This is a genomic window from Bradyrhizobium macuxiense (assembly GCF_007993935.1).
GTDB lineage: Bacteria > Pseudomonadota > Alphaproteobacteria > Rhizobiales > Xanthobacteraceae > Bradyrhizobium > Bradyrhizobium macuxiense_A.
The window spans coordinates 399,560-420,496 of sequence record NZ_VITY01000007.1 but is presented as its reverse complement, the minus strand read 5'-3'; the positions used below and the strand labels follow the sequence as shown (position 1 = coordinate 420,496).

The following is a 20,937-nucleotide window of genomic DNA, read 5'->3' as shown; positions in this document are numbered from 1 at the left end:
ATGATATTACCTAAAAACTGCGACGGGTCGCCAATCTCAGGTCGGAGCCAATGTTACCAGTCACTCCATCAGTCAGTCAGCTCTCGCATGTCATCTCGCAGGCGGCCGCTCCTGCGTTTCTTCTCGGCGCGTTGGCCGCCTTCATCTCTGTGCTGATATCTCGCATGAACAGGATCATCGACAGAACGATCTACCTGAACGGAATCCCCGACCAGGATGCAGCGAGGTCAAGGCTCAAGACCGATCTGCCTCGTCTCATGCGACGCGCAGCCATGCTCAATCGCGCAATCTTCTGGTCAGTGTTAGCAAGCATCTCGATCGGCATTCTGATCGTTGTGGCGTTTGTGAGCGCGTTCTTTGAAATTCAGCACGAGCGTGGCGTTGCCGTCCTCTTCATTGTCTCGGTGATCGCCTTCATCGTGTCGCTGGTTGATTTCGCGCGGGAGGTTCGAATTGCCCTGAGCGAACTCGACCATCACGGCTGATCTGCGCCTGCTGCGTTGGTTGGTGCGCACGTCTGAGTTAATGCCGCGTGTCGGCTACGGGTCAAATGCGGCGGTCGAGGATCGTTGATGAAAAGTGCGGACTACATCTAACACCGGACCAGTCGGAAGCGGCGAAGTTGTCCCACAAGGCGACATCTGCGCCGCGTGTCCGCATTTCCTTTGGGAAGCGATATCCCAGATTTATGAGTCCGCACCCCAGGTTCGATCGCATCCGCGAACAACCCGCGCTCCCTCTCCGGTTGCGGGTGAGATGCAGCGAATGCCGCAAGGCCGATTCAACCTGAATTCATCGCGCTTGAGCGGAGCGAGGCGACATTTGCACCATTTCGGAATATTGGAAAAATACCCCTGACTTGCCCGACGTGTCAAGTTGCTTTCGAACGCCGGCAGCCGCCGGCTCCTTTGCATGGGGTTGTTTTCGATATTTTGGCGGCGCGCACCTGCGACAGGGAGCACCTAGGCGGATCGCGAGCGGCGGCTCCGCCGCCAGCACCACAACAGCGCAACGAGGGCGACGAGCACGAGGCCGCCAGCGACCGCCTTGACGGTCAGTCGTCCGCCGGGGCGATCAATCAGGCGCGACCACAGCGAAACAGCTTCGCCCTGATGCGGCAGGCGAAACGCCACGACGCTGTCGCCGATCGATGTGCCGCCTTCGGAATGGCCGCCGGCGCCGATCACGACATACTGCTCGCCCTTCCACAGATAGGTCATCGGATTGGCGACGCCCGGCACTGGAAGCCGGCCGAGCCACAATTGCTTTCCCGACTTGACATCGAACGCGCGCAGATAGGCGTCCATCGCGCCGGTGAACACCAGTCCGCCCGCGGTGATCGCAACGCCGCTGAGCAGCGGCGTGCCGGTATTGAGCGCGATGCCGAGCGGCGCGAGATCCTCGCTGGTGCCGACCGTCGAATGCCAGAGCACCTTGCCGGCCTTGAGATCGACCGCCACCGTCTCGCCCCATGGCGGCTTGTTGCACGGCGAGCCGACCTCGGTGCTCGCCAGTGCCCGCGACATCGCAAACGGCGCGCCCTGTTGCTGGCCGAAATCGTGGCCGGGCGGCGGATTGAAGCCCTTGGCCTGGTCGCGCGGAATCAAAGTGATGATGTGCGCCGCATGGCTGACATTGGCGAGCAGGATCTGGTTCATCGGATCGAACGCCGCGCTGCCCCAGTTCACGCCGCCGCCGGTCATCGGATAGACGATCGTGCCTTGCGTCGACGGCGGCGTGTAGAGCCCCTCATTGCGGGATTGCGCGAGCAGCTTCTCGCACGCCGCGCTGCCGACGCCCGGCAGCATGCCGCCGACATCATCGGCCGTCATGCGCTGCGTCAGCAATGGCGGCACATGGGTCGGAAACGGCTGCGTCGGCGACAGCTTTTCGCCCTCGGCGCCGCTCTGCGGCACCGCGCGCTCCTCGACCGGCCACACCGGCTTGCCGGTGTCGCGATCAAGCACGAACACAAAGCCCTGCTTGGTCGGCTGGATCACGACGTCACGCATGCCGTTGCCGGTGTCGATCCGCGCCAGCGTCGGCTGCGCCGGCAGGTCATAATCCCAGACGTCGTGATGCACGGTCTGGAAAGCCCAGGCGAGCTCGCCGGTCTCGATCCGCAGCGCGACCACCGAATTGGCATGCTCGTCATTGCCGGGGCGCTTGCCGCCCCAGAAATCGGGACTCGGCGATGTCGTCGGCAGGAACACCAGGCCGCGCGCCTCGTCCACCGACATCGGCGCCCAGACATTGCTGTGGCCGGCCTCGACGCTGTCGTGCACCAGCGGATCGAAGGTCCAGCGCGGTTGGCCGGTCCGTGCATCGAAGGCGCGCACCGCGCCGACCGGTGCGTCGACCCGCCGGTTGTCGCCGATCGCGGACCCGACCACGACCACGCCGCGGCCGGTCACCGGCGCCGACGTGATCTGAAATTCGCCCGGCCATTCCAGTTTCATGCCGGCATCGATCTTGATCTCGCCGCCATTGCCGAAATCGGCGCAGGGCTTACCAGTCCTGGCATCGAGCGCGATCAGGCGCGTGTCATTGGTGCCGGTGAAGATGCGTGACTTGCAGGCCGCAGCTTCGGCCGCACGATCATCCGTCCAGTGCGCGACGCCGCGGCAGACGAAGCGGTTGGCCGGCCGCTGCGCCATGCTGATCTTCGGATCGAAGCGCCATTTCTGCGCGCCGGTGCCGGGATCGAGCGCGATCACTTCGTTGAACGGCGTGCAGAAGATCAGGCTGTCCTCGACGAACAGCGGCGTCACCTCGAACTTGGTGCGCTTCATGACCTCGGGCGGACGGGCGTCGAGATCGCCGGTGCGGAATTCCCAGCCGCGCACCAGCGTGCCGACATTGTCCGTTGTGATCTGCGTCAGCGGCGAGAAGCGTTGTCCACCGCGATCCCCTCCCCAATACTCCCAGGCGAGCGCCGGTTGTACGCAAAGCACCAGGGCGGCGAGCAGGCGAAACAGGGACCGCATTGCGTCCTCCCGCAAGATGCGATCATCGGACGCCGCATCTCATGCGGGAAAGCCTTTACGCGATTGGCGCCTCAGTATCCACCCCTGTGATAGCCGCCGCCATAATTGCCGCGATAGCCGCCGCGGATGCCGATCCCGATTCCGATCGGCGGCCCGACCGGCTCGTAGACCACGGTCGGCGGCGGCCGGCGCACCACGACGACGTCGTCCTCGACCACGACGCGCGGCGGGCGCTTGCCTGCACGCCGCGGCGGATCGGGATCGGCGCGTTTCTTCGCCGGCGCGGCAGCCTTCTGCTGCTCCGGCGGCGCGGCATTGCAGGGACACATCGGCGCTGCCAGCGCGACATTGGTCGCGGGCACGCTGAGCGCTGTGGCCGGCGTCAGGTCGGGACGGTAACGCAATCGTTCGATCATCTTGCGCGCGGTGGCGGTGAGATCGCCGTCGGGATACAGCACGAGGAAACTGCGATAGGCCGCCGCGGTGTTGGCGAGAACAGCGTCGTTCCACGCCACCATGCGGCGATGCCGGTCGAGCCAGTCGCGCGCCTGCAGGCCGCGCGGCGTACCGGCGAAGATCGCGGCGAAGGCCTCATAGGCTTCGTCGGTGCTGTCCACCACGATCAGTTCGTTTGCAGCCTCGATCGGCTTGCCCTGCAATTCGCGCTTCCATTCGTCGACGGTGCGTTTGGTCGCGGCCGGCGCCGCCGTGGCCGCGGGCGAGGATGAAGGACCTGCCATGAAGCGGAAGTCGTCGGTGAGCGACGAGGAGTCCCATGGTGTCTGGCGGCCATCGGTCGCCTTGTTCACGGCAAGACGAACGCGCTTGAACGTATCCTCGATCGGAATCCCCGGCTCCTTCGCGGAAGCCAGCAATGCGGTCGTATAGGGGCTGTTGGCGCCGCTGCCGTCCTCAGCCTCGGCGCCCGGTGACGTCGAGAACGACACGAAGGTACCGGGCGCACCGATCCTGGCGTCGACGATGGCAAGCCCGTGCCCCGCGGTCTTGCTGAGTTCGGGGAACGGATTGTTGCGGCAGGCATCGAGCAGCACGATGCGCATCCGGCTCGGCACCGAGGTCAGCGTGTTCAGGATGTCATTGAGACGAACCGCCTGGATCGGGATGTCGGCCTCACGCTTCGGATCGACGTCGACCGGCACCAGATAGTTCTCGCCATCGATCTGCAGGCCATGCCCGGCATAGAACACCAGCGCCACGGTGTCGGCGCCCTTCGCCGCCACCTGACCGGCGAAATCGCTGATCCGGGCGCGCATCTCATCCTGGGACAGGTCCGATGCCGTCGTCACCGCAAATCCGGCATCCGTCAGCATCTGCGACATCGCCTTGGCGTCGTTGGCCGGATTGGGCAGTGCTGGCACCGACTTGTAGGCGGACTGCCCGATCACCAGCGCCAGGCGGCTTTCCGCGGATGCCGGCACGGCGCCGAGCAGGATCGCGGCCGGAACGATCAGGCTGAGGAGCGAACGGCGAAGCATGGCGGCCTCCGACAACAGATACCGGAGATGGGTCGAAAGCCGTCAGGTGAAGGTTCATGCCGTGCGGCAATGTGCTGCCGCCGACGCCGATTATTACGTCGAGACGCCGCAGGAGCCCGATGAGCTCCCGATAAGTCTTAGCTATTTCAGCTGACTATTTCGGTTTCTTGGCCGGATCGGCGGCCGGCTTGGTGACACCCCAGGGATCGTATTTCTCCTTGGGCTCTGGGATACGATCGAGCGCGGCCTTGTAGGCCTTCTCGTCGATCTGGGGCTTCTTCTCCGTCTTCCTGTCGTCGCCTCCGCCGCCTCGCCGGCCCTGGGCCAAGGTCGGTGTCGCGATCAGCGCCAGAATGACGGCAGCCACCGTGAAGCTTTTCATGTCAGTCCGTCTCCCCCGCAGCCGTAGAAACATCCGGCAACACCTCTGCCCCCAGGATAACTTGTCGCTCGACATTTGTTGATCGACAAAGCGTCGCGCGATGCGAATTCAGCCCCACCAGGGGGGCGCAATCTTGGCGGCGGCACATTAAATACGCCCGATGGGACAGGGACAGGTACACGTGGCGGCGCTGCTGGCCGGCGCCGCCTTCATCTTGAGCGGCTGCGGGCTGGCGGATAGCCACGCGGTGTGGCCGGAGATGTTGAAGGTCAAGGCCAGCGACCCGGCGCCGCTCGAGACGCCTCCGGATGTCAAGCGGCTGGTCGCGGGCAAGCTGGATTCGGTGTTCACCGCCGGCTCGCAGCCGTCGCATGTGCGGGTCTCCGCGCCGCTGCACGACCCGCGCGGCACCGGCTGGACCGCTTGCGTGCGCGCCGAACTGACATCGGTGATCGGCAAGCCGCTGGGGACGCAGACCTATCGCGTCTTCATCAATGAAGGCGCGATCTTCGATCGCCGGCAGGTGGAAGCCGACGACAATTGCGTGACAGAGACTTACGAACCGGTCGAGAGCACCGTTGCGGTGGAAACGCAGCGGAGTGCGAAACCCTAGCGCATCCTCGGCCCCGGCCCGCTAATCCTACATCGGATATTTGATGAGGTTCTCAAACACGAGCGCCGCCCGCGCCTGGATCAGGCGCCGCTACAGGAAAGGTCCGGTTCGCAGGTCAGACGTTGCTGACGCCGCCGTCGACGACCATGTCTGAGCCGGTCATGAACGAACTCTCGTCCGACGCGAGGAAGACGGCTGCTGCGGCCAATTCCTCCGGACGCCCGATCCGCAGCATCGGCGTGTAGTTGGAATACATCTTGCGGATCGCGGCGGCTTGCTCGGGCGTCGACGCCTGGGAATCCATGATCGGCGTATCGACGGGGCCGGGGCTGAGCAGGTTGGCGCGGATGCCGCTGTCCCTGAACTCGGCGGCCCAGGTCCGGACGTACGAGCGCACCGCCGCCTTGGTGGCCGCATAGGTCGAGTGGTTCGCGAGGCCCATATAGTGCATGGCCGAGGACACCAGGATGATCGATCCTCCGCCAGCCATCATCGGCAGCATCTTCTGCACCAGGAACAGCGGCCCCTTGGCCATCAGGTTGAACGTGCGGTCGTAATGCTCCTCGGTGATGTCGCGCAGCGGCACCTGCTCGGTGAAGCCGGCGTTGGACACGACCGCATCCACCCTGCCCTTTGCCTTTCGAACGACACCGGCGACGCGATCGAGGTCTTCAAGGCTGGACGCGTCCGCCCGGATCGCGCTGACGTCGCCGCCGATGAGCTTCACCGCCTTGTCGAGCGCATCCTGGCGTCGGCCGAAGATGAACACGTGCGCGCCCTCCTTCACGAAGCGCTGGGCGATCGCGAGCCCGATGCCGCTGTTGCCGCCGCTGATCACGGCGACCTTGCCTTCCAATCTCGACATATCGATTCCCTGGGTTTGCACTCCCGGTTCATCCCGGGACCTTGCAGGTAGGCGCGCCTGCATTGGCCGCTCAGTGCCGAAGTACGCACACCGGCGGTGCAGGAACGATCCGGCTCACGCCTGTTCCGGGAGATGCGTTTTCCACCGCCATATGACCTCGCGATCCGCGTTGCCCACGACCGCAATGCCTTGCCGGCCAACCCTCACGGCCCGAAAGACCGGAGCTGCGCGGCGGCGCTTAGTGGCGTACGCCGTCACATGCTGAATGCCCCGTTAACATGATCGCTCGAATTGCCGGATGGCCCCAACGGCATTTTCCATTTCTTTCCGCTAGCGTTGCCTCCGATGAACGCAAGGCCGATCAGCCTCGCGGAGCGGGGAAACAGGGACGTGGCCGATATTGCTGACCAGGCGATGATCCGCCGTGCATCGCGCAAGGATGCCACGGACGATCGCGCATTGCCGCCGCTGTCTGCGGCGCCGGTCGGCGCATGGCGCGCGCTTGCCGAGCGCGCGATCGAGCCCAACGGCTACTACCAGGCGGACTGGGAATTGGCGGTCGATGCCTCCGCGCGCGGCCGCACCGGCGCATCGCTGCTCAGCGCCACCGGCGATGCCGGGCAATTGATCGGACTGTTGCCGGTTATTCCGATGCGGCGGATCTACCGGATGCCCCTGCCCGCGCTGGTCGGCGCCGAACCCTACGGCACGCTGTGCACGCCGCTGCTGGATCGCGACGCCGCCGAGCAGGCCGCCGGCAAGATGTTGCAGCAGGCGCGCGATGCGGGCGCGCATGCGCTGATCCTGCGCACCATGTCGCTCGATGGCCCGGCGATGGCGGCGATGCGCACGGTGCTCGCGCGCGACGGCTTGCAGCCGCGGCTGCTGAGCACCTATCAGCGCGCGCAGCTCGATGCGACGCGCGATGCCGAGGAATTGCTGCGCGACGCGCTCGGGTCCAAGAAGCTGAAGGAGCTGCGCCGTCAGCGCCATCGCCTGTCCGACCATGGTGCGGTGCGCTTCGACGTCGCGCGCACACCGCGTGCCGTCGCGGCTGCGCTCGAGACCTTCCTTGCGCTCGAAGCCGGCGGCTGGAAGGGCCAGCGCGGCACCGCGCTCAGCCAGCACGCCGGCGACGCGGCCTTTATCCGTCGCGCGACGGCGGCGATGGCCGAAGCCGGCCGCTGCGAGATCGTCATGCTGCATGCGGGCGGCACCCCGGTCGCCGGCGGCATCGTGGTGCGCCATCAGGACCGCGCGTTCTTCTTCAAGATCGGCATCGACGAGCGCTTTGCGAAGCATTCGCCCGGCACGCAATTGACGCTGGAGCTGACGCGCCATCTCTGCGCCGATCCAACGATCAATTCGGCCGATTCCACCGCGGCGCCCGGCCACCCCATGATCGACCCGATCTGGCGCGGCCGCTTCGCGATCGGCGACGTGCTGCTGCCGCTGCGGCGCCGCGATCCGCTGGTCGGCGCCATTCATGCCGCGCTGACCCTGAACAATGCCGCCTACGAAGCCGCGCGCAGCGCCGCCCGCTTCATCCGCAGCCGGCGCGGCAAACCCGGGTAGCAGGCGTCATCACAAGAGCCGCGGCGGATGGTTTACCCTTTCGTAGCCATGCAGACACATCAGGAAACAATCAATTCCAGCCGTCAGCTTGGTGTCAGCTGGCCCTTCTAGCGTTACGGAGCGCTGTTTCTCAGGCAGCGCATGCCCTTGCCTGGAAAGCCCCATCGGACGGAAACGTCGGTGGGGCTTTCTGCCGGCACGAGTCCGCGGCCGCCCGCTCATTGCAACGGCGAGTGCGGCGCCGGCAGCATGATGGTCGAGTGCATCTCTTCGAGCAGCTGCGTGCCCTTGCCGAGGAATTCCTGCCAGGCCGGATCCTTCAGCGCGGCGCCGCGCGCAGCAGCGCGGGCGTTGAGATCGGGATAGGCCCAGATGTGGCAAACCTCGTTGGGCTGCCCCGCATCGGTTTGCCAGAGGCCGACGATCTTGGAGTATTTCTCGCGCTCCGGCATCACGCCGGTGAACAGATCGAGCCACTGCTTGACGCCGCCGAGCGGCTTGGCGCGGTAGTTGCGGAATTCGTAGATGTTGCCCTGGGTGGCCGGCGCCACCGGCGGAATGATCGCATTGAGCAGCCGGACCTCCTGACGCACCAAGAGCGGACGAATCGCCGGAATGTACTCGCCGGTCCAGCGCGGATTTTTCCCGAGCTCGGCGCGCAGCTTTGTCCGTTCGTTGAGATCGGCATAGCTCCACATGTGCATGACCTGATTGAGCGGACCGATCTCGGTGATCCAGTAGCCTTCCAGCTTGCCGAAATTATCGGCGCGGATGTCGCGCGAGATCGTGCTCGCGGCCTTCACCAGCTCGCCGACGGTGCCTGGACGTACCGTGTAGGTGCGCAGCTCATAGATCATGGTTGTCTCCCTGATTGTTTCCGATGGATGGTGTGGGCAAACGAAAAAGCCCGGCGTGAGCCGGGCTTTGGAAAGGGATTGCGGGCTACTCCGCCGCCTGCGCGTTGATCTCGGCCGAGACCTGACGGATGGCGCGGGCGAGCTGCTCGGCCGGCTGCGCGCCGGATACCGCGTATTTCTGCGCGAACACGAAGGTCGGCACGCCGGAGATGCCCTTCTCGGCGGCTTCCTGAGCCTGCGCGGAGACCAGGGCAACGTCTTCGTCGGTGGCAAGACGCTTGCGTACATCGTCGGCATCGAGCCCGACATCGGCCGCTGCCTGCACCAGCACATTGGTGTCGGTGAGATCGCCGCCGTCGCGGAAGTACAGCTCCATCAGCCGCTGCTTCATCTCGGCCGCCTTGCCCTTGGCCTCGGCCCAGTGGATCAGGCGATGGCAGTCGATCGTGTTGGGCTGCCGCTTCACGAGCTCGGGATGGTAGGTCAGCCCCTCCTCGCTGGCCGCGGCGACCACACGGCCGGCGATGCCCTTGTAGGCCTCGACCGAGCCGAATTTGGCCGTGAGATATTCGTCGCGGCTGATGCCCTCGCGCGGCACCCAATTGTTGAGGAAGAACGGCCGCCAGTGCACCTCGACCGGCACATCAGGCACCAGCTTGAGCGCATCCTCGATGCGATGTTTGCCGATGTAGCACCAGGGGCAAACGACGTCGGAGACGATATCGAGGCGAAGCGGCTTCAGATCGCTCATGGCAGGGTTCCCGGCGGAAATGGAACCCCAAAGGTAGGCCGAAAGCGTCCCGAGACAAGCCGCTATTTCATACTGGCTGCCATCTGCCGCATCCGCTCGGCGGTCAGCTCATCGGCCGGAAAGAAGGTCTCCAGCGCCAGTTCCTGCAGCGTGATGTCGACCGGAGTGCCGAACACCATGGTGGTCGAGATGAAGCTCAGGATCTCGCCATTGAGGCGGAGCTTGAAGGGCAGCGCGACATTGTTGTCGGTGGTGATCGGCGCCGACCGCGCCGGGATCGGATAGGACTTCAGGTCCTGGTAGAGTTTGAGCAGCTCCGGATCGGCGGTCGCCTCGCATTGCCGGTGCAGCCGCTCCAGCAGATGCGCGGCCCATTCCGCCAGATTGACGGTCCGCGGCGCGAGGCCCTCGGGGTGGAAGGCAAGCCGCAGAATGTTGAAGGGCTGGCCGAGCAGCCGCTGCGGCACGCCCTCGAGCAGCGGCGCCACCATGCGGTTGGCCGACACCAGATTCCAGTGCCGGTCATAGGCTAGCGCCGGATTTGGCTCATGCGCCTTCAGCACCAGGTTGATCGCCTCGCGCGCCGATCTCAGCGCGGGATCATCCAGCGAGCGTTGCGGGAATGCGGGCGCGAAACCCGCGGCGACCAGCAGCACGTTGCGTTCGCGTAGGGGCACGTCGAGGCGCTCCGCCAGTTTGAGGACCATGTCGCGCGACGGCGCCGAGCGGCCGGTCTCGACGAAGCTCAAATGTCGCGCCGAGATCTCGGCATCGACGGCAAGGTCGAGCTGGCTGAGATGGCGGCGCTGCCGCCACTCGCGCAGGTGCTCGCCGATCAGGACGGGTTTTGCGGGCTCGGCCCGCGCCAGGGATGCATGTGCGTTCATGGTGCAAAACCTACCATGCGGAATTCGCCCGTTCCATTACATGCGAGGTAATCGAATTGGCGCGCGGGGCGGCGCATCTTCCACGGCACAGGAGATGACCATGCTGATGCTGTCCCTTGTCCGCGCCTTCGCCGTCCTGCTCCCGTGGCTGGTCCATCTGGCCACCTGGCTGGTCGCGCGCTCGCTCAACATGCCCCAGCCGCTCGTGCACGACACGGGCGTGTTCGTGTTCGCGCAGGTCTATGCGGTCGAGATCAGGGTCGGCAAGGCGCTGTGCCCGCCTCGGCTGTGGCGTCAGCTGCAGTCCCTGTTCCGCTGACCACCCCCGTCCCACCCCAAGGAGATGCTGCCATGATCCACTCGTCCCAGCTGCTGCGCCGCGCTTTGCTTGCCGATGCCGTGTTCAGCGGCGTATCCGCCATAGCGATGGTGCTCGACACCAGCGCGCTGGCCTCGCTGCTCGGCCTGCCGGAAGCGCTGCTGCGCGAGACCGGGCTGTTCCTGATCGCCTACACCGCGCTGGTCGGCTGGCTCGGCGCGCGAACCTCGCTGCCGAAAGGTCCCGTGATCCTCGTGGTCGCCGGCAACGCGGCCTGGACGCTCGCCAGCGTCGCGCTGCTGCTGTCGGGCGCGGTGTCACCGAACCTCTTCGGCACGATCGTGATCCTCGCCCAGGCGATCGCCACCGGCGTGTTCGCCGAGCTGCAATATGTCGGCCTGCGCCTCAGTGATGCGACGGTCGCAGCTTAAAGCCGAATACAGCAGGCGATTAAGGCGGCCGTCGCGGCAAACGCGGCGGCCGTTCTCTTCTGTCAGCTCAACGCCACTGCGACGATCATGCCCGCAAAGGTCAGCGCCAGACCGATGATCAGCATCGGCACCAGGCTGCTGCCGGAAAACGGATCGGCTTGATCCTGATGAAACCACGTGCCGTCGATGGCACGCGCGATCGCCTTCGCCCTGTTCCTCATTGCACTGCTCCTGCTTCGCTTCGCCTGTAACGTTCGCCGACCGCCAGCATCACGCCCTGCCCGCTGGCGACCCCCATCTCGAGGCTGGAGGCGATGCGGCGCGCGCGCTCGGTGAAATGCTCCGCCGCGACCGGCGGGCACAGCTCATGCGCGGTCGCCTCGAACAGTTCGAGCCAGCGATCGAAATGCGCGGCATCGATCGGCAGCGGCATATGCTTGACCATCGGCGTGCCGTGGTAGCGCCCGGTCATCAGCGCGACCGACGACCAGAACGCGCACATCTGCGCCAGATGTGGCTCCCAATTGCTGATCCTGGCCTCGAACACCGGTCCGATCATCGGGTCCTTGCGGACCTTGGCGTAGAAGGCGTGCACCAGCTGCGCGATCATGGCCTCGGTGATCCCGGTCCGCGCGACAATCTCGGCGGTGATCTGCTCGCGGCGCTCTGCTCCTGTCATCGCTCACATCCTAAATATGCATTTCAAATACCTATTTAGACTGCTATAGCTGATCCGCCAAGTGCTGATTTCGAAGGGCTTCCATGCGCCTGACTTCGTTCACGGATTTTGCGCTCCGCGCGCTGATGCGGCTGGCCGGCGAGCCGGATCGGTCATTCGCGACGAGCGAGATCGCGGCCGAGTTCGGCATTTCCCGCAATCACCTCGCCAAGGTGGTGCGCGACCTCGCAGAGGCCGGCTTCATCGCGACCCAGCGCGGCGCGGGCGGCGGGTTTTTGCTGGCGCGGCCGGCGGAGACCATCACCCTCGGGCAAGTGGTCCGTGCGCTGGAAGGCGGCAGCGCGCTGGTGGAATGTTTCAGGGATGATGGCGGCGATTGCGTGCTGCTGCCGCGCTGCCGGCTGAAGGCGAAGCTCGCCGCGGCCCGCGAGGCCTTCATGCGCGAGCTCGATGGAACCACGCTCGCCGAATGCGCTTACCTGCCGCGGCCCGCGCGCCATCCGGCGCGCGCATCATAGCGATCGTCGAACAGGATCGGTCTCGGGACTCAGGCTTGCAGCGGACGCGCAGCGCCACGCTTTGAAGGGACCGCGCGCTTACCGGCCGCGGCGGTGAGGCTGTGGCCGTTGAGGTGCTTGCCGTTCAGGGCGTTGCCATTCAGGGTCTTGTCGTTGCCAGTCTTGCCGTTCGGAGCCTTGCCGTTTGATTTGGCGGCCTTCTTCGCATTGGCCTTCCTCTGCCTGGCCCGCGTCTCGGCGAGCTTCTCGGCCTCGCGCTTGGCTTTCCGTTCGGCCTTTTCCTTCAGCCGCAACCGCTCCGCCCTCGCCTCCGCGCGCTTCTTCTTGCGCTTCTTCTCGCAGGCATCGCACTTGCAGCCGATCGGCTTCAGATAGGCTTTGAAATAGTCGGTTCCGTAATCATAATTGATCTCGTCGCCCGGCTCGATGTCCTTGATGGCGCGGATGAACACCTTGCGCTTGCGGGGCTTGACGTCGGATTCCGCGTTCGGCCGGCAGGCGTGGTTGATGTAGCGGGCGACGTTCTCGCGGATCGAGCCGTCGATGGTCCAGCGGTTGGTGAGCTCGAACAGGTATTTGTTCTCGATCGCGTCCTCATCCTTCTTCTTCGAATCGAGCAACGGCCCGAAATAGCGGATGATCTTGGTGCCTTTCTTGATCGGCTTGGTGGCGAAAAGGCCAAGGCCGGTACGGGAACGACCAACGCGATAGGGCTTGTGCGATAATGATGCGGGCATGATGATCGAGGCTACGGCACGCCGGGGCGCACGCGACAAAGTTGCGAAGCCGCCCTTCTAGGACGATTCCGCGCGCCTGTCAGGTGTTTCCGGCATGTCTGTTGAACCTTCCCCAGATTGCATATGTCAGACACAAAGTAACGTCCGGATCGCAGGTTTCCCCCGATGAAATACCTTGCTTTTGCAACAGCCGTTATGACGCTGGCCTGCGCAAATCCCGGTCAGGCTGCCTCTGAGACGATCAGCAGCAGCTACACCTCGACCGCGCTGAAGGCCTGCCGCATGATCGGCAAGCCCAACGAGGAGGATGGCAGCACCACGCGGGTCTGCCCGGGGAAATCCGGCCTCGTGGTGCTGATCAATGAGGGCGATCTGCGCGAAGTGGTTTCGGTCGGCCGAAACCGTGCTGCTGCGGCGAAGGAACCGGCGGCGCAGGCCTGGTTCGGCCCGTTCAGCTCGACCGGCGATACGGTCGAATGGCGTGCCGCGGGCAGCAAACCCTTCGCGATCATCCAGCGCTGGCAGATCGCCGACAACAGCGAGCAGGACAAACGCGGCGGCCCGGTCTCACGGGCGATGCTCGCGGTGACGCGGCTGCCGCCGGGCGATGTCTGTCATGTCGCCTATGTCGACGTCGCGGCCAATCCCAATGCCAACGAGCTGGCGCGGCAGGCCGCCGACGAGTTCGCCCGCGATTTCAGATGTGGCGCGGATCAGGTCAAGACGATCGGCCAGAGCGGCCCCACGACGTCGCTGACAAAACGCTAGGGCCGCGCCGAGCGGCCCGCGGACAAACGCAGCATCGCGGTCAACAACGTCTCCACCGATGTGCCTTCGGGCGCCCGGTCCAGAATCGTCTTGAGGCGTCCGTCGAGCAGCAGCATGGTGAAGCCATGCACCAGCGACCACGCGGACGCGATCGCGGCAGCCTGATCCAGCGTAAGCTGCTCCTTGGAGATCTGTTCGTGCCGGCTGGCACCGACGCCGCGGGTCAGACCTGCGAACGATGCTTCGGACGCCTCATGCAGCGAGGGCCGCGAATGATCGAGCCGCTCGCTGCGGAACATCAGCCCATACATGCCGGGATGCGCCTGCGCATAGGCGACATAAGCCTTGGCGCTCGCCACGCCTTTCTCGGGCGGCGTCGCCGCTGAAGCGTCCGCCGCCGCCATCGCCTGGCCGAATTGCCGGAAACCGATCGCCGCGAGTTCGCTGAGCAATCCGGTGAGATCGCCGAAATGATGGGTGGGAGCCGCGTGCGACACACCGGCCTCGCGCGCCACGGCACGCAAGGTCAGTCCCGCCAGTCCGTCACGCTCGAGCACGCGCTCGGCGGCCCTGAGCAGCGCCTCGTGCAGATCGCCGTGATGATACGGCGTGTCATTGGCCCGGCGCCGCGATGCCGGACGGTCCACGGCGACCCGCGCAACCCGGCGCGTCGGAGCCCGCACCGGGCGAGTCGCTTTGTTTTCCTTGGATAATCTTGCCATGACGCCGTTATATGTCGCAATTTTTACACTGTAAAGATTTTGCTTGACGATCGAAGGCGTCATCCCTACTGATATCTTTACGATGTAAAGATCATAATGCAGGGAGATGCGAATGCTCGACCAGGTCACCTCGAACACGGCGCGGTCCAATCTGGCGCCGATCCCGTTTGAAGCCGATGCGCCGTTCCTGAAGGTCACCGGCGAGTTGCCGCGCGAACTCAACGGTACGCTGTACCGCAACGGCCCCAATCCGCAGTTCGAGGCGCCGGGCGCGCATTGGTTCGTCGGTGACGGGATGCTGCACGCCTTCCATCTCGAGAACGGCCGCGCCAGCTACCGCAACCGCTGGGTCCGCACCCCGAAATGGCAGGCCGAGCACGACGCGGGCCGCGCGCTGTTCGGCGGCTTCGGCCGCAAGATGCCGGATGCTCCCGCCGACATCACGACCGATGGCGGCGTCGCCAACACCAACATCATCTTCCACGGCGGCCGGCTGCTCGCGCTCGAGGAAGGCCATCTGCCGACTGAGATCGAACCCGGCACGCTCAATCGCCTCGGCTACTGCGATTACAAGGGCGCGATATCCGGCCCGTTCTCCGCGCATCCCAAGATCGACCCGGTCACCGGCGAAATGGTGTTCTTCGGCTACAACGCCGCGGGGCCGCTGACGCCGGCGCTGTCGTACGGCGCGGTGAGCTCATCCGGCGTGGTGACGCGGTTCGAACGCTTTGAGGCGCCCTATGCCAGCATGGTGCACGACTTCATCGTCACCGAGAATCACGTGCTGTTTCCGATCCTGCCGATCACCGGCAGCATGCAACGCGCGATGCGCGGACAGGCGCCCTACGCCTGGGAGCCGGAGAAAGGCGCCTATGTCGGCGTGATGAAGCGCAGCGGTTCGTCAAAGGACATCGTCTGGTTCCGCGCCGAGACCTGCTACGTCTTCCATGTCATGAATGCGTGGGAGGACGGCAACCGCATCATCGCCGACGTGATGCAGTTCGAGGAAGCGCCGCTGTTCAACCATCCCGACGGCTCGCCGACCGATCCGAAGAAGAACCGCGCGCGCTATTGCCGCTGGACTTTCGACCTTTCCGGCAACACCGATCGCTTCACGCAAACCTATCTCGACGACCTCACCGGTGAATTCCCCCGCGTCGACGATCGCCGCGCCGGATTTGCGAGCAATCACGGCTGGTACGCCTGTGCCAACCCTGACCTGCCGATGTTCGGTGCGCTGTCGGGCATCGTGCATGTCGACGGCCGCGGCAAGCGGCTCGGCCACTATCTCCTGCCCGCCGGTGATACGATCTCCGAGCCGGTGTTCGTCGAACGCGGCGCGGACGCCGCGGAAGGCGACGGCTGGCTGCTCGCGGTGGTCTGGCGCGCCCGCGAAAACCGCAGCGACCTCGCCGTCTTCAACGCACAGGATGTCGAGGCGGGCCCGGCCGCGCTGGTCCATCTCGGCCATCGCGTGCCGGATGGATTCCATGGCAATTGGGTGGGGGCGGAGTAGCACTCAATCGTCCCAGACGTGAAAGCCACTAATCTCTCCGCTGATCATGCCCGGCCGCGTGCCGGGCATCCACGTGAGCGTAGGCGCCCTATTTCGTTGTCATTTCTCAGTTTTCCCTCGTCGCATCACGATTTTGACACTGTAAAGATTTCGCTTGACGCTCTCCTTGCCCGCCTCTAGGTTATCTTTACGTTGTAAAGATTAGCCCTCGAGGCTCCCAATGACGATCTTCCTGATCCTCGCTCCCTACGGCGCCTTCGCCACGATGATGCTGGTGACCTCGGCCACGGTGAGCCTGCTCGCTGCTGCATTGATCTGCCTTGCCGTGATCGCCTTCGATATCGCACGCGGCCGCAGCATCAAGATCCTCGGCGTCGGCTCGGTACTCGTGTTCACCGCGGTCGGCTTCTACCTCACCTTCGTCGATGCGACGCCAAGCATGATCGCGGTGAAGATCGCGGTCGATGCCGGTATTCTCGCGGTGTCGCTCGGCTCGATCCTGATCGGCCATCCCTTCACGCGGCAATATGCGCTCGAGCAGGTCGATGCCGAGACCGCGAAGCAGCCGGGCTTCCTCCATGCCAACTACCTGATCACCGGCGCCTGGACCGCGGCGACGCTGCTGATGTTGATCAGCAACATCGCGGTGCTCTATGTGCCGGCGCTGCCGCTGTGGACCGGTCTGCTGGTCGCCTTCGCCGCACGCAACGCCGCGGTCGGCTTCACCCGCTGGTATCCGCAGTATCGCATGGCCAGGGACGGCGCGCCGCCGGCTGGCGCGCTGCCGTCGCACTGAACACGGCCATCACAAAAATAATCGCCACACAAGAGGAAACGGAAACCACGACGATGAAGAGCGTATTTGCCAGGCTCGCGAGCGACTTCCTCTCCACCATCGTGTTCCTGGTGGTCTATCTCGCCACCGACAATGTCCTGATCGCGACCGGCGTTGCGATCGCGGGCGCAATCGCGCAAGTGATCTACGCGCGTGTGAGGGGACAGGCGCTCGGCTACATGACCTGGGCGAGCCTTGGGCTGGTGATCGTGCTGGGCGGCGCGACGCTCTTCACCAACGATCCGCGCTTCGTGCTGGCGAAGCCCGCGATCGGTCACATCGCGATCGGTGCGATCATGCTCAAGCGCGGCTGGATGCTGCGCTATCTGCCGCCGATCGTGACCGAGACCATTCCGGAATACGCCACCCTCGCCGGCTATGCCTGGGCCGGGCTGATGTTCATCCTCGCCGCCGGCACCATCGCGGTCGCAGCGACCGGCGACATCAAGCTGTGGGCGTTCTACGTGTCGGTGGTGCTGCTCGGCGCCAAGATCGCCGCCTTCGCGATCCAGTATGTCGCCTTCCGCTTCCTGACCGGCAGCCGGCTGCGCGCCACCGCCCGCGCCTGATCGCCGCAGCCGCGAACTAGGCGCAAGCAGCAAGATAGGCTATACCGCCGCGCACGCTTTTCATCTCGAGGGGAGACATCAATGGCGGTGGACGGAAACTGGAATCTCACGATGACGACGCCGATGGGCGAGCGCAAGGCGACGCTGTCGCTTTCGAGCTCGGGCGGTACGCTCACCGGCACGCAGGGCGCCGAGGGCAACTCCACCGAAATCTTCGACGGCACCGTGAACGGCGACGACGTCGCCTGGAAGGTTTCCATCACCAACCCGATGCCGCTGACGCTCGAATTCTCCGGCAAGGTCGCCGGCGACGGCATCTCCGGCGAGATGGGCATCGGCCCGATGGGCAGCTTCCCCTTCACCGGCTCGCGCGCGTAAGCAAACCATCTGGAGCTTCAGTTCTGATTGAATCAGAACCGAAGCTCCAGCTTCTTTCCTTGACGCGTTTTCTTCACGCGAACCGGTGTCCACTTCGCTCGAAAACGCGTTTAGAACCAGATCCGCATCGGCAGATCATGTCCATCCAGCGGCTGCGGTCCCTCGGGAACGCAGCCGCTTGGTTCATGGGCAGCCAGCGCCACCGCGCAGGCATCCAGCATATCGTCGCTCTTGGCGCCGCTGCCGATCCGCACCTCGGAGAGCCAGCGATCGATGTCGTGAAAGCCTGAGTGCTTGAGCAGCTTGCGGCGGAGCGTATCGCCCTCCTCCGATTTCTTGCGCGGCAGCGGCGCGCCGCCGTTCAGCCGTAGGAACACCAGTTCGGGATGCACCTCGCGGATGTCGCATGCGGCGTTCGCACGAACGAACGCATCGACCTCCATGATCTTCTTGCCGAGGTGCCAGAGCTGGCGCGAGACGGCGGTCTGGCCGCGGCGCCTCGCTTCCTTGTTCGCATTGTCGGGGTCTTGAAACTCCTGCCACAGCCAGCGCCGCGCGCCGGTGAAGACGCGCGAGGTGTGCGGGCGCAGGCGCTCGCGGGCAAGACGGTCGCAGCCGCGCTCGCCGTCATCGGTCATGCCGATCGGGATATCGATCCCGGCACGATCGAACGGACGCGAAAGCGCGTCCGCAACATCGCTGTGAAAGGAAATCGTGCGCTGGTCGCCGTCGATGCTGACGGCGACCCAGCCTTTCGAGAATCCGTCGAGGCCGATCGCCCTCAACCCAGATTCAATTCCTTGAAGAAGTCGTTGCCCTTGTCATCGATGATGATGAAGGCCGGGAAGTCGACCACCTCGATGCGCCAGATCGCTTCCATGCCGAGCTCGGGATACTCGACCACCTCGACCTTCTTGATGCAGTGCTCGGCGAGGTTCGCCGCGGCGCCGCCGATCGAGCCGAGATAGAAGCCGCCGTGCTTCTTGCAGGCCTCGCGCACCGCGACGGCACGGTTGCCCTTGGCGACCATCACCATCGAGCCGCCCGCGGCCTGGAACTGGTCGACGAAGGAATCCATGCGGCCGGCGGTGGTCGGGCCGAACGCGCCGGAGGCGTAGCCATCGGGCGTCTTGGCGGGACCGGCGTAGTAGACCGGGTGGTTCTTGAAATAATCCGGTAGCGGCTCGCCCTTCTCCAGCCGCTCGCGCAGCTTGGCGTGGGCGGAGTCGCGCGCAACGATCATGGTGCCGGTCATCGAGACGCGGGTCTTGATCGGATATTGCGACATCGTCGCGAGAATTTCCTTCATCGGCTTGTTGAGGTCGATCTTGACCACCTCGCCGCCCAGCGACTGCTCGACCGCGGGCAGGTACTGCGCGGGATTGTGCTCGAGCTCCTCGAGATAGACGCCGTCCTTGGTGATCTTGCCGAGCACCTGGCGGTCCGCCGAACAGGACACGCCGAGCCCGATCGGCAGCGAGGCGCCGTGACGCGGCATGCGGATCACGCGCACGTCGTGGCAGAAATACTTGCCGCCGAACTGCGCGCCGACACCGAGCGACTGCGTCATCTTGAGGATTTCCTGCTCCATCTCAAGATCGCGGAACGCATTGCCGTCGGCCGAGCCGTGGGTCGGCAGCGCATCGAGATAGCGCGCCGAGGCAAGCTTCACCGTCTTCATGCAGAGCTCGGCGGAGGTGCCGCCGATCACGATCGCAAGGTGGTACGGCGGGCACGCCGCCGTGCCGAGCGTCAGCACCTTCTCCTTCAAGAACGCCAGCAGCCGGTCCTTGGTCAGCACCGACGGCGTCGCCTGGAACAGGAAGCTCTTGTTGGCGCTGCCACCGCCCTTGGCCATGAACATGAACTTGTAGGCATCATCGCCCTCGGCGTAGATCTCGCACTGCGCCGGCATGTTGTTGGCGGTGTTCTTCTCCTCATACATCGACAAGGGAGCGACCTGCGAATAACGCAGATTGCGGCGCAGATAAGCGTCGCGCGCGCCCTCGGAGAGCGCGGCCTCGTCGCCGCCATCGGTGATGACGTTGCAGCCCTTCTTGCCCATGATGATCGCGGTGCCGGTGTCCTGGCACATCGGCAGCACGCCGCCGGCGGCGATGTTGGCGTTCTTCAGGAAGTCGAAGGCGACGAACTTGTCGTTGTCGCTGGCTTCCTTGTCCTCGAGGATCGAGCGTAGCTGCTTCAGATGCCCCGGCCGCAGATAGTGATTGATGTCGCCGAAGGCGGCCTCGGAGAGCGCCCGCAGCGCCTCCCGCGACACCACCAGCATATCCTTGCCCAAGACCTTCTCGACCCGGACGCCCTCGCTCGTCACCTTCTTGTAGGGCGTGGTGTCGGCACCAAGCGGGAACAGCGGGGTGTGCTTGTAGGGCGGAACGGGCTTCTGCTGGTCGGGAAAGGCTGAGGTGGCGTTCATGAGTTGCTCGTCGGTTTCGAAAGGCCCGGTCCGGCCGCACGGCCGCCGGCAATGTAGAGCCGTTCTAAGCCTTTTTCGGGCAAAGGAAAGGGAAGCCGGCCGCCTTCCAGCCATGCGCCGGACCGGCAATCCACGTGCTAGGTTTCATGCCACGGTAATCTCGGGTTGCCACAACGCGCGGCACATCGCCAAACGGCCAGGAAAGCCATCAGGAGACCTTCATGAAGACAGCGCTTTTCATACGGTTTGCGGCGCTGGCCTTGCTGATGGCGCTCCCGAGCGGCGCTGATGCGGCTCGCCTCGGTAGATCATGCGGCGGCCTTGCCGGCCTGCAATGCAGCCGGGTCGGCCAGTTCTGCCAGTTCAAGCAAGGGCAATGCGGCCGGGCCGACCAGACCGGCACCTGCGCGTTCCGGCCGACGATCTGCAACAAGATCTTCAAGCCGGTGTGCGGCTGTGACGGCAAGACCTATGGCAATGATTGCGAGCGCCGCGCCGCCGGTGCCTCCAAGGCGCAGGACGGCAAGTGCACGTCCTGACCGACGGGCCATATTGACGCGCTGCGCGGGAGCCTGCATGTAGCTTCGCGTATTTTCATACCGCGGGGGTATTTCG

25 protein-coding genes are annotated in these 20,937 nt (G+C 64.9%); 12 read left to right on the top strand and 13 right to left on the bottom strand.

The window, feature by feature from the left end; translation table 11 throughout:
• Positions 1-50 precede the first annotated feature (50 nt).
• On the top strand, positions 51-485 hold the full coding sequence (locus FBZ93_RS21045; RefSeq protein ID WP_146988060.1) for a DUF2721 domain-containing protein: 435 nt from the start codon (positions 51-53) through the stop codon (positions 483-485).
• 477 nt (positions 486-962) lie between these two features.
• Here FBZ93_RS21045 and FBZ93_RS21040 read toward each other — a convergent pair whose 3' ends face one another.
• The 3 genes from FBZ93_RS21040 to FBZ93_RS21030 form a co-directional block, all read right to left on the bottom strand.
• Entirely contained in the window at positions 963-2,987 is a 2,025-nt protein-coding gene (locus FBZ93_RS21040; RefSeq protein ID WP_146988058.1) for a pyrroloquinoline quinone-dependent dehydrogenase, read from the bottom strand.
• Between the two features lie 71 nt (positions 2,988-3,058).
• On the bottom strand, positions 3,059-4,483 hold the full coding sequence (locus tag FBZ93_RS21035) for a caspase family protein (protein WP_146988056.1): 1,425 nt from the start codon (positions 4,481-4,483) through the stop codon (positions 3,059-3,061).
• A gap of 154 nt (positions 4,484-4,637) precedes the next feature.
• Positions 4,638-4,865 carry a hypothetical protein gene (locus tag FBZ93_RS21030; RefSeq protein WP_097676049.1) on the bottom strand — a complete coding sequence of 76 codons (228 nt, stop codon included), beginning with the start codon at positions 4,863-4,865 and terminating at the stop codon, positions 4,638-4,640.
• Between the two features lie 181 nt (positions 4,866-5,046).
• Between FBZ93_RS21030 and FBZ93_RS21025 the strand changes: the two genes are divergently transcribed.
• Complete coding sequence (locus tag FBZ93_RS21025; RefSeq protein WP_246667569.1) at positions 5,047-5,478, top strand: hypothetical protein; 432 nt, start codon at positions 5,047-5,049, stop codon at positions 5,476-5,478.
• 115 nt (positions 5,479-5,593) lie between these two features.
• On the opposite strand, the gene FBZ93_RS21020 is transcribed toward FBZ93_RS21025, so the two are convergent.
• Positions 5,594-6,343: an SDR family NAD(P)-dependent oxidoreductase gene (locus FBZ93_RS21020; protein WP_146988052.1), complete on the bottom strand. Its 750-nt coding sequence runs from the start codon at positions 6,341-6,343 to the stop codon at positions 5,594-5,596.
• 390 nt (positions 6,344-6,733) lie between these two features.
• Between FBZ93_RS21020 and FBZ93_RS21015 the strand changes: the two genes are divergently transcribed.
• Positions 6,734-7,918: a GNAT family N-acetyltransferase gene (locus FBZ93_RS21015; protein ID WP_146988050.1), complete on the top strand. Its 1,185-nt coding sequence runs from the start codon at positions 6,734-6,736 to the stop codon at positions 7,916-7,918.
• A 218-nt stretch (positions 7,919-8,136) separates the two neighbouring features.
• Here FBZ93_RS21015 and FBZ93_RS21010 read toward each other — a convergent pair whose 3' ends face one another.
• The 3 genes from FBZ93_RS21010 to FBZ93_RS21000 all read right to left on the bottom strand — a co-directional run bounded on the left by FBZ93_RS21010 (position 8,137) and on the right by FBZ93_RS21000 (position 10,413).
• Complete coding sequence (locus tag FBZ93_RS21010) at positions 8,137-8,775, bottom strand: NIPSNAP family protein (RefSeq protein ID WP_146988048.1); 639 nt, start codon at positions 8,773-8,775, stop codon at positions 8,137-8,139.
• 85 nt (positions 8,776-8,860) lie between these two features.
• Positions 8,861-9,526, bottom strand: coding sequence for a DsbA family oxidoreductase (locus FBZ93_RS21005; RefSeq protein ID WP_146988046.1), 666 nt, complete (start codon positions 9,524-9,526; stop codon positions 8,861-8,863).
• Between the two features lie 62 nt (positions 9,527-9,588).
• The gene (locus tag FBZ93_RS21000) at positions 9,589-10,413 is read right to left on the bottom strand and encodes a helix-turn-helix domain-containing protein (RefSeq protein ID WP_028337125.1); all 825 of its coding nucleotides are present in this window, start codon (positions 10,411-10,413) and stop codon (positions 9,589-9,591) included.
• Between the two features lie 94 nt (positions 10,414-10,507).
• Here FBZ93_RS21000 and FBZ93_RS20995 point away from each other — a divergent pair, with 94 nt between their 5' ends.
• Together FBZ93_RS20995 and FBZ93_RS20990 are read left to right on the top strand one after the other, a co-directional pair.
• On the top strand, positions 10,508-10,732 hold the full coding sequence (locus FBZ93_RS20995; RefSeq protein ID WP_146988044.1) for a hypothetical protein: 225 nt from the start codon (positions 10,508-10,510) through the stop codon (positions 10,730-10,732).
• Between the two features lie 32 nt (positions 10,733-10,764).
• Positions 10,765-11,163: a hypothetical protein gene (locus FBZ93_RS20990; RefSeq protein WP_146988042.1), complete on the top strand. Its 399-nt coding sequence runs from the start codon at positions 10,765-10,767 to the stop codon at positions 11,161-11,163.
• Between the two features lie 62 nt (positions 11,164-11,225).
• Here FBZ93_RS20990 and FBZ93_RS40700 read toward each other — a convergent pair whose 3' ends face one another.
• Both FBZ93_RS40700 and FBZ93_RS20985 read right to left on the bottom strand, forming a co-directional pair.
• Positions 11,226-11,384 (bottom strand): hypothetical protein, encoded by a 159-nt coding sequence (locus FBZ93_RS40700; RefSeq protein WP_167529132.1) that lies wholly within the window; start codon positions 11,382-11,384, stop codon positions 11,226-11,228.
• Entirely contained in the window at positions 11,381-11,842 is a 462-nt protein-coding gene (locus FBZ93_RS20985; RefSeq protein WP_146988040.1) for a group III truncated hemoglobin, read from the bottom strand. Before FBZ93_RS20985 ends, FBZ93_RS40700 begins: the two co-directional genes overlap by 4 nt.
• 83 nt (positions 11,843-11,925) lie before the next feature.
• On the opposite strand from FBZ93_RS20985, the gene FBZ93_RS20980 reads away from it, so the two are divergent.
• Entirely contained in the window at positions 11,926-12,360 is a 435-nt protein-coding gene (locus FBZ93_RS20980) for an RrF2 family transcriptional regulator (RefSeq protein WP_146988038.1), read from the top strand.
• Between the two features lie 29 nt (positions 12,361-12,389).
• Here FBZ93_RS20980 and FBZ93_RS20975 read toward each other — a convergent pair whose 3' ends face one another.
• Positions 12,390-13,097: an SET domain-containing protein gene (locus tag FBZ93_RS20975; RefSeq protein WP_146988036.1), complete on the bottom strand. Its 708-nt coding sequence runs from the start codon at positions 13,095-13,097 to the stop codon at positions 12,390-12,392.
• Between the two features lie 165 nt (positions 13,098-13,262).
• Here FBZ93_RS20975 and FBZ93_RS20970 point away from each other — a divergent pair, with 165 nt between their 5' ends.
• Entirely contained in the window at positions 13,263-13,865 is a 603-nt protein-coding gene (locus FBZ93_RS20970; protein WP_246667568.1) for a hypothetical protein, read from the top strand.
• On the opposite strand, the gene FBZ93_RS20965 is transcribed toward FBZ93_RS20970, so the two are convergent.
• Complete coding sequence (locus tag FBZ93_RS20965; RefSeq protein ID WP_146988034.1) at positions 13,862-14,587, bottom strand: TetR/AcrR family transcriptional regulator; 726 nt, start codon at positions 14,585-14,587, stop codon at positions 13,862-13,864. The two genes, FBZ93_RS20970 and FBZ93_RS20965, sit on opposite strands and share 4 nt — an antisense overlap.
• A 112-nt stretch (positions 14,588-14,699) precedes the next feature.
• Here FBZ93_RS20965 and FBZ93_RS20960 point away from each other — a divergent pair, with 112 nt between their 5' ends.
• The 4 genes from FBZ93_RS20960 (at position 14,700) to FBZ93_RS20945 (ending at position 17,885) form a co-directional block, all read left to right on the top strand.
• The gene (locus tag FBZ93_RS20960) at positions 14,700-16,103 is read left to right on the top strand and encodes a carotenoid oxygenase family protein (protein ID WP_146988032.1); all 1,404 of its coding nucleotides are present in this window, start codon (positions 14,700-14,702) and stop codon (positions 16,101-16,103) included.
• Between the two features lie 220 nt (positions 16,104-16,323).
• On the top strand, positions 16,324-16,899 hold the full coding sequence (locus tag FBZ93_RS20955) for a hypothetical protein (protein WP_146988031.1): 576 nt from the start codon (positions 16,324-16,326) through the stop codon (positions 16,897-16,899).
• Positions 16,900-16,952: 53 nt separating this feature from the next.
• Complete coding sequence (locus FBZ93_RS20950; RefSeq protein WP_146988029.1) at positions 16,953-17,507, top strand: inner membrane-spanning protein YciB; 555 nt, start codon at positions 16,953-16,955, stop codon at positions 17,505-17,507.
• Between the two features lie 81 nt (positions 17,508-17,588).
• The gene (locus tag FBZ93_RS20945) at positions 17,589-17,885 is read left to right on the top strand and encodes a hypothetical protein (RefSeq protein WP_146988027.1); all 297 of its coding nucleotides are present in this window, start codon (positions 17,589-17,591) and stop codon (positions 17,883-17,885) included.
• Between the two features lie 110 nt (positions 17,886-17,995).
• Here the strand turns inward: FBZ93_RS20945 and FBZ93_RS20940 are convergent, their stop codons facing one another.
• Positions 17,996-18,670: a DUF429 domain-containing protein gene (locus tag FBZ93_RS20940; RefSeq protein WP_146988026.1), complete on the bottom strand. Its 675-nt coding sequence runs from the start codon at positions 18,668-18,670 to the stop codon at positions 17,996-17,998.
• A complete protein-coding gene (locus tag FBZ93_RS20935; RefSeq protein WP_146988024.1) occupies positions 18,667-20,322 on the bottom strand; it encodes a fumarate hydratase in 1,656 nt (551 codons plus the stop codon). The genes FBZ93_RS20940 and FBZ93_RS20935 overlap by 4 nt, the downstream gene beginning before the upstream one ends.
• A gap of 221 nt (positions 20,323-20,543) precedes the next feature.
• On the opposite strand from FBZ93_RS20935, the gene FBZ93_RS20930 reads away from it, so the two are divergent.
• A complete protein-coding gene (locus FBZ93_RS20930) occupies positions 20,544-20,861 on the top strand; it encodes a Kazal-type serine protease inhibitor family protein (RefSeq protein WP_146988023.1) in 318 nt (105 codons plus the stop codon).
• Positions 20,862-20,937: the final 76 nt, after the last annotated feature.